The following is an 8128-nucleotide window of genomic DNA, read 5'->3' as shown; positions in this document are numbered from 1 at the left end:
TGTGGTGTAGCGCTGATTTTGCGCTACATGGATGGCTAACGGGGACGTTAGTGAAACAAGAATTAAACAACTTTAAAAAGCCTTGCTATATATGAAGTATAGTAAGGCTCTTGTTTTTCTATATCAAAATTAAACGACTTTATTATCTCTATACATAATTTTAAATGTTCCTTGTGCAACTTCCATGGAAGAACGTTAAATATTCCATCATCTGTGGTGCTAGGTGGATGGCTAACGGGGCAGGTTAGTTGAAGTAGCTGTTACATTAAAATAAAGAATAAATAACCCGTGAAGGAGTTTGATGATGTTTGAAATAAAAACATTCTTACAAGTACATGGTTTTAATCCCACAGATGAAGATTTTTTGAAAAATTATAGACCACAACATATATCCCTAGATGATTCATCACAGGTAAAAGAGTATTTTGACCACAGAAAGTTTACTCCTGAGTATATAAATATGCTTATTACGATTAAGTATAAGAACAAGATTGTGATTGGAATTGATTGTTCAAGTGGTTTGGATTTATGGGAACAAACTTATATGCCTGCTGTTGAATGCTATTTAGACGAACAAAAGGTTGCAATAATGTATGGCAGTGACCCCATTACGATGAAAATAGATTCATTAGATAATATGTTGTTGAATTTTCTAATTATAGATGATTGGGAACCAAGAGAAACCCGTGTCAAAGCCATTCTTCCTCAAAAAGAATTTTTGGAAGTACTTTTAGATGGAGCAGAACAATTTTGGAAAGTCTTGCTTGACTATAAAGTCTTTGAGGAAAAAGCAATGAGAGGGTCAACACCAAGAGATTATTCAGTACAGATGATTGAAAAAGTTAAAGAACTAAGAGAACGAGTAAAATTGTTGAACTAATGGGTGTCTTGGTTGCATAAAAAAGGTTTTTAAACGACATTATTGTTGTTGATTTTAAGAAAATTAGTAATGGATAAATATAATTAAATAACTATTTTAAACACCTTCCAGATAATAGGACGGTTTTATATGTGTTTATAAAAGCAAAATTAAACAACTTTGTTGTCACCAATCTGTGGCTTTGAAATAAAGTTTAACCTGTTAAGTCAGTTATCGAAAGAGCTTTTACTCAACAGTTTCGGTCCACTATTGAATAAGGTAAGTGCCTGTGTGGACATAGTGTTTATTAACTAAGCATTGGTTTTATTTATCTTTCTTTTAGACAAATTATCCGCATTCCTTTGGTATAGTGTAAAAAAAGTGGGGGTTGATAGGATGTTTTTCTTGGAACTGTTCCAGCAGTTGTCCGTAAAAATTTTAACGGTGGCACTGCTGATTATACTCACGGTTTATTTGATTCGCAAATCCATCAAGCTTTTCTTTGACAAAACGAGCTTCTTGGATGAAAAGCGGGAAGAGACATTGATGCATTTCGCCAACCAAGTGACAAAGGTATTTGGACTGGTGTTCTTCTTTATTTATGTGCTTGGCCATTTCTTCGACCTGACAAAACTTGTCACTGGTTCGGTCGTGGTGGCAGGTGCCTTGGCATTGGTCCTCCAGCATATCATCCGCGATTACATTATGGGGCTGACCTACTTGTTTGAACGCCAGATCCATCACGGGGATTATGTCATCATCAATGGAAACCGTCAGGGGAAAATTGAGGAAATCAGCATGCGCCACCTGAAGATCCGCCAATATGACGGATACCTCTATACGGTCTCCTATAGCAGCATCATGGAACTTCAGAACGGGAACCGGGGAAGGCGCCGGGTGAACGAAAGCCTTGTCCTCAACTATAGGCAAAATCCGGACGATGCCTTTAAAGTGATGGAGGAAGTGGCACAAACATGCAACGAGAAATACTGGGAATACCTGTTGAAGGATGAGCACGGCGTTCCCGTGGAGAGTTTCAAATTCAACCAAATCACCGAACTGAACGTGGATTTCAGGGGTCACAGGTATGCATTATCAGGTATTGTGAAGGAAGCGGATTTCGTGGAAGCGGGCAAAAAGGTGAGGTATGAACTGGCGATGGCTGCCTACAAGTACGAATTGAAGGTGGCAGAGAGCCTCAACACAAGCCATTAAAATCATAAAAAGCAAGAGTTCATATCTCTTGCTTTTTTTCTGTTTAAGGAAAGGAATACTTGACTTATCTCTTACAAAAAAAATTTTGTTAATATAACTACTGGCAGACATTAAAATAAGGGGTACCTTATTCAAATAATCTAATTTTCTTTCTAGTCGTTCTTTTATGGCTCTGGTTATTTTGTAGTAGTTTTGTTTGATCATATAACCGTCTTTTCTAAAGAAAAGTAGAGTATTTTCATCGTAATCAAAACTGAAAGCTGTCTTATATTTTCCATGCAGCTTTCAGCTTTTTTATGCCCGCTCGTATATTGTCTTCAGAAACCCCTGCGAATCCAATTAAGACGGTCGTTGTCGGAGGTTGTTTTTTATAAAAAAGAGAAGCAGGATAAATTTTCACTCCTTGTTCTATTGCTTTCTCAATTAGCTCCTTTTCACTGAATGGTGAGTACACGTCAAGTAAGATATGAAGCCCTGAGTTTTCTCCTCGAATCTTCACTTGCCTTCCTAATTCGCTTTTTAAGGTCTCTAATAAAATGGCTCTTTTTTTTTGGTACAGCTTTCTCATTCTGTTGATATGTTTTTGCCATTCACCTTTTTTTATAAATTCAGCCAGTGTCAGTTGATTGTGGCATGATACCGTTTGCTTATACAAAGAAGTGATTTCACTGCCTTTTTCTAATAGAAGCGGCGGAAGAATCATATAGCTGATACGCATCGAAGGGAGCAGAGACTTGGAAAAAGTGCCCATATAAATAACGCGGTTATGCTGATCGAGACCTTGCAAGGAGGGGATTGGCTGTCCGTTGTATCTAAATTCCCCGTCATAATCATCCTCAATAATAAATGATTGATTTTCTGCCGCCCATTTAAGCAGCTGAATTCTTCTGTTAATCGTCATAATTGTTCCGAGTGGAAACTGATGAGAAGGCGTTACATATAAAAGGCTTGGCCGTTCTCTTTGGATGTTCTGTATACAGATTCCTTCATCATCGACTGGTATAGGAAGAATCTTCATATGATTGACTTCAAAAATCTTTCTCGATCTCGGAAAACCCGGATCTTCATACCCTATGGAAATATTCGGACCGAAGACTTGGCACAAGATCTGCATCAGAACAGGGTTCCCAGCCCCTATGATGACTTGTTCAGGGAGGCAATTGACACCGCGCGATTGATACAGGTACTCTGCAATGAGTGTTCTCAGCTCAAGCTCTCCTAAAATATTTCCTGGCCGATAAAGCTGTTGGCCATATTGATCTAAACTACTGACCATGCTTTTTCGCTTGTGCTTTTGGCTTAATGGATGATGTGTTTGACATTTTAACATGGACAAAATCAGTATCATTATAATCAGCAAACCAGCCGCTTCTTGGTTTGCTCACAATGTAGCCTTCAGCAGCAAGCTGTTCATAAGCCCGTTCTACAGTCGTTTGGCTAATAGAAAGCTGTGTCGCGAGCAGCCTTTTTGAAGGAAGTTTCATTCCTTTTTGAATACGGCCTTCATGCACATTTTCTTTGAAAAACTGATAGAGCTGCTGATAAAGCGGAATATCTAGATTTCGATTTAAAAAAGGCATGATATCCATTTGTGGGATTTCTCCTAACTGGCATGGTTTTATTTAAGTAAACTGGCTGTTTATTAAAGGTCAATTCCAGTTTATAGTCATTGTAATCCATTATGAAAGGTTTGATAAGACGATCCATAAAAAATGATTTAATAACTCAATCAAGAAGAAAAATGATTTGGAGTGATTGTAATGAACAAAGCAACAAATGGTTGGATGAATGGTTTTTTGGGCGTACTTATCTTTAGCGGCTCGCTACCTGCGACACGCTTGGCTGTAGCGGATTTCGATCCGTTATTCCTCACCGTCTGCCGCGCTGCGATAGCTGGCGTATTGGCTGGCGCTCTCCTTCTCACCTTCCGGCAGCAACGTCCTGTCAGAAATGATATCGTTCCTCTATTTGTGGTGGCGTTTGGCGTGGTGGTTGGTTTCCCGCTGCTGACTGCCTTGGCCCTGCAATATGTCACGTCCGCGCATGCCATTATCTTCATTGGGCTTCTTCCGCTCTCGACAGCGATCTTTGGGGTACTTCGGGGTAGTGAACGACCTCGACCCGCCTTCTGGATCTTTTCAGTTGCAGGAAGCTTCCTGGTCGCAGGATTTGTCCTAATCCAAGATGGGGATTCATCACCGATCGGCGACGCATTCATGCTGGCTTCTATCGTCGTATGTGGTCTCGGTTATGCAGAAGGAGCTCGGCTCTCACGCAGGCTTGGGAATTGGCAGGTGATCTCTTGGGCTCTCGTTCTATCGCTTCCCCTTATGCTGCCACTCTCTTTCTATTTTACACCGGACTCGTGGGCGGACATCGGTGATCCTGCTCTCTTCAGCCTTGCTTATGTATCTTTATTTAGCATGCTCATCGGCTTCGTGTTCTGGTACCGGGGTCTCGCCCAGGGCGGCATAGCAGCGGTTGGACAGTTGCAGCTTCTTCAACCTTTTTTTGGACTGCTGCTTGCTTCTATGATTCTAAACGAGAAAGTTAGTCCAGCACTCGTAGCAGTGAATATTGCCGTTGTACTATGCGTGGCAGCCGCTCGGCGATTCGCAAGGTAACAGGTTGCCCATTTTAAAAAAGAAGTTTTTGATGTGAGATTTTAAAGGACATACTTTTATATACAGTGTTTCTTAATCAACAGTTTCGGTCTCTTAATGATCTACATTTCGGTTTTTCTTATTGAACTATAGGGGCAATTTAATTGAATAAGTGCATAGTATGGTCGAACTGTTGATTAAAAAATGTAAATTTAGGTTATTACAAGAAAAGATTTTAGCAGGATGCTTAATCGTTAGGTGAGGTAAAAAAAGTTTGCGGTTTTTTGCAGACTGAGTTACAATCAATTACAGATATTAAAAGTCTGTAATAGTTTTAATTATGAGGTGCATCGATGAAGTATTCAAAGGCAACCAATTATGCACTCCATACAATGGTGCATCTAACGCTGGAACCAAAGGGTCAGACGATAAGTATGGAGCAGCTGGCGTCCATGCAGGATTTGTCTCCGACGTACTTGTCGAAGATTTTGACGAAGCTTGTGAAGGCAGGATTAATTGAATCAGTGCCAGGAGCAAAGGGCGGCTACAGTATTTCACGGCGCGCGCAGGACATTTCGTTTCTGGATGTTATTGAAGCGGTGGAGGGTCAGTCGGTGCTGTTCAACTGTGCGTTTGACCATGACGAAAGCGAGTGTTTAATTGAGCGGGTGATGATCGAGGCGGAAGGCAACATGAAGAAAGAGCTGGCCGGCCGGACGATTCAAAGCATTGCTGAGCAGATAGAAAAAAGACATTGTCATGAGACAAAAAAAGAAAAATAAATTTTTTTACACAAATTAAAGATATTAAGGGTCTTTAATAGATTATATAAAGAAGGAGTGTTTCATATGTTGGATTGTGTAATTATTGGCGGAGGACCTGCAGGACTGAATGCCGCGCTGGTCATGGGGCGTGCTGGACGGAAAGCGATTTTGTTTGATGAGGATAAGCCCCGTAACCGGGTGACGCAGGAGTCGCACGGATTTATCACACAGGATGGGGTAAAGCCGTCGGAGTTCAAGAAACGGGCAAGAACGGATGTCCAGAAGTATCCGTCTGTCTCGATTAAGGAGGAGCGGGTGGAGATCATTGAAAAATCCGGTGGTGTGTTCCGGATTCAAACGAAGGGCGGAACGGATTATGTGGCGAAAAAGGTGCTTCTCGCAACAGGTCTTCGGGATGTTTTGCCGGAAATTTCAGGCATTCAGAATGTGTATGGAACGAGTGTTTTCAGCTGTCCGTTTTGTGACGGCTGGGAAATGCGGGGTCAGGCACTAGCGGTGATCGCGGAAAATGAACGGGCTTTTCATATGGGAAAACTGCTGTCAAACTGGAGCCGTGATGTAGTTGTGTTTACAAATGGCTATCAGGTGCTTGGTGAGGAGGAGAAAGATGTCTTGATGCGGCAGCACGTGACAGTTGTGGAAGAAAAGATTGAAGGTCTTAAATCGAAAGAAGGGCAACTGACATCGATCCGGCTGCAAAACGGTCAGGAAATCCAAAGGGAGGCAGGAATTGTGATGACAGACTTGGTGCAGTCGGCTCCTTTTGCGGAACAGCTCGGCTGCGAGATCACCCCAAACGGCGGGATTAAAGTGGATTCATTTGGACGAACAACGGTTGAAGGAGTATATGCATGCGGAGATACATCACTCAGCACGCCTTCTCAGCTGGTGATTGCGGCGGCGGAGGGCAATAAAGCGGCGGCTGGAGTCATCATGGATTTAGTTGAAGCTGCATTTCTTTTGCCATAAATAATAGTATCCGTCAACTATGCATTATCTTTATTGTACTAACGATTGAGGCTGATGAAGTATTTTTTGCTGAAAGTTTTAAAGGTACAAAACCTTCTAAAATGCCAAGAAAATCTCGTAAAAGAGGTAAGCAGGTTAAAAAGAGAGGTATATCTAACGAACAAGTATGTATAGCAACTGCTATTGATAGGCAAGGTAATTTAATCATGGAACTACTATGTAAGGGCAGAATGACACATCAAGAATTAGAAAGGCTCTATGATGGTCGTATAGGGGATAACTCTATCCTTTGCACTGATAGTCATAAAAGTTATGTTTAGTTCGCCCATGATTTTTCGTTAGACCATAAGCGTGTAAAAAGAGGAAAACATAAAGAAGGAATATACCATATTCAACACATAAATGCTGTTCACAGCAAATTAAAGAAGTGGATGAATAGGTTTAATGGTGTTGCAACTAAATATATCAGTAACTATATGTACTGGTTCAAATGGCTTGAACTATTTGAAAATGATAAAGAAGCAATAAAGGTAAAGAACTTTATGGTTCAATGTAATGTAGCCTATGCTTATACAAAAACAGCAGATTTTAAAGAAAGAGAGCCAATATTTGTAAAGGAGATTGAGGTATGACAGAATTATGGGAATCAAGTTTTATAGAAAATCAAATGATGTGGGGATTTGAACCTTCAGACTCCGCAATCTTGACAAAGGACTTTTTCCTTGAAAAGAAAGTTAAGGATATATTGATTCCTGGTATTGGATATGGTAGAAATGCAAAGGTTTTTATTGACAACGGAATAAATGTAACAGGTATTGAGATTTCAAAAACAGCGATTGAATTGGCAAGGCAAAATGGGCTTAATATTAGTATTTTTCATGATTCAGTAACCGATATGCCTTTTGATAACAAACTTTATGATGGTATATTTTGTTATGCACTTATTCACTTATTGAATAATCGTGAGAGAGATAAGTTTATTACAGATTGCTATAATCAGTTAAAGCCAAACGGATATATGATTTTTACTACTATTTCAAAAGAAGCCCCAATGTTTGGAAAGGGCAAACAACTGGGTAAAGACTATTTCGAGATAATGGAAGGGGTAAAAATGTTTTTTTATGATTCTGACTCGATAAAACAAGAATTTGGAAAATATGGACTGATAGAATTTTCGGAAATTGTTGAGCCACATAAGAATATGGAAAATAAACCTCCATTTAAATTTATAATGATAAAATGTCAAAAAGAACTATAATTACAATTGCATAAAAAATCAAAAATAGTGAATTGTTAATTGATAAGGCTTATGTGTAACCTATTCACTAAGACCTTCAAGTGCTTACGCATTATTCTTAAAAGGCGAATTAAGGGAAGTCAAAGGACTTCCCTTAATTCGCTTAATTTTCAACACTATTTTAAAACATAGCTAAATTAATTAATAAAAAAAGTGCAGATTGTTAATATCTTCTCTTTTGCGTTGTCTTATTGAAGATATGTGCTCGTTAGCCATCCATGTAGCGCAAAGTCAGCGCTACACCACAGGTGATGAAAATATGTGCAGAACGGGTATTGGATACTACGGCTGGGAGAGGAAGGTCGATCAACTATGGTGCCATAGAGCCCAGCCGTTAGTCTGACTCCGACGACCACGGGGCATGACAGAGTGTCGCTCCCTTACGGGAAGCAACCACCGG

6 protein-coding genes and 2 pseudogenes are annotated in these 8128 nt (G+C 40.0%); 7 read left to right on the top strand and 1 reads right to left on the bottom strand.

Annotation, left to right across the window (positions count from 1 at the left end; genetic code table 11):
• Window positions 1-304 precede the first annotated feature (304 nt).
• Together AWH49_RS06610 and AWH49_RS06605 are read left to right on the top strand one after the other, a co-directional pair.
• Window positions 305-880 carry a hypothetical protein gene (locus AWH49_RS06610; RefSeq protein WP_063965058.1) on the top strand — a complete coding sequence of 192 codons (576 nt, stop codon included), beginning with the start codon at window positions 305-307 and terminating at the stop codon, window positions 878-880.
• A gap of 375 nt (window positions 881-1255) precedes the next feature.
• On the top strand, window positions 1256-2074 hold the full coding sequence (locus AWH49_RS06605) for a mechanosensitive ion channel family protein (RefSeq protein ID WP_063965057.1): 819 nt from the start codon (window positions 1256-1258) through the stop codon (window positions 2072-2074).
• A 265-nt stretch (window positions 2075-2339) separates the two neighbouring features.
• Here AWH49_RS06605 and pdxR read toward each other — a convergent pair.
• Window positions 2340-3663, bottom strand: a pseudogene (gene pdxR / locus AWH49_RS06600) (MocR-like pyridoxine biosynthesis transcription factor PdxR).
• Window positions 3664-3834: 171 nt separating this feature from the next.
• Here pdxR and AWH49_RS06595 point away from each other — a divergent pair.
• The 5 genes and pseudogenes from AWH49_RS06595 to AWH49_RS06575 all read left to right on the top strand — a co-directional run bounded on the left by AWH49_RS06595 (window position 3835) and on the right by AWH49_RS06575 (window position 7689).
• Window positions 3835-4698 (top strand): DMT family transporter, encoded by an 864-nt coding sequence (locus AWH49_RS06595; RefSeq protein WP_063965056.1) that lies wholly within the window; start codon window positions 3835-3837, stop codon window positions 4696-4698.
• A 332-nt stretch (window positions 4699-5030) separates the two neighbouring features.
• Window positions 5031-5459 (top strand): RrF2 family transcriptional regulator, encoded by a 429-nt coding sequence (locus AWH49_RS06590; RefSeq protein ID WP_063965055.1) that lies wholly within the window; start codon window positions 5031-5033, stop codon window positions 5457-5459.
• Between the two features lie 66 nt (window positions 5460-5525).
• On the top strand, window positions 5526-6431 hold the full coding sequence (locus AWH49_RS06585) for an NAD(P)/FAD-dependent oxidoreductase (RefSeq protein ID WP_063965054.1): 906 nt from the start codon (window positions 5526-5528) through the stop codon (window positions 6429-6431).
• Window positions 6432-6475: 44 nt separating this feature from the next.
• Window positions 6476-7063, top strand: a pseudogene (locus AWH49_RS18990) (IS1595 family transposase); the annotation flags it as partial.
• The gene (locus tag AWH49_RS06575; RefSeq protein ID WP_063965052.1) at window positions 7060-7689 is read left to right on the top strand and encodes a class I SAM-dependent methyltransferase; all 630 of its coding nucleotides are present in this window, start codon (window positions 7060-7062) and stop codon (window positions 7687-7689) included. The pseudogene AWH49_RS18990 and the gene AWH49_RS06575, both read left to right, overlap by 4 nt.
• The last annotated feature ends 439 nt before the right edge of the window (window positions 7690-8128 follow it).

Origin of the sequence: Domibacillus aminovorans, assembly GCF_001643235.1 — a bacterium.
GTDB lineage: Bacteria > Bacillota > Bacilli > Bacillales > Domibacillaceae > Domibacillus > Domibacillus aminovorans.
Note: the sequence above shows the minus strand (reverse complement) of the source record. Positions and strands in the feature narration are given on the sequence as shown.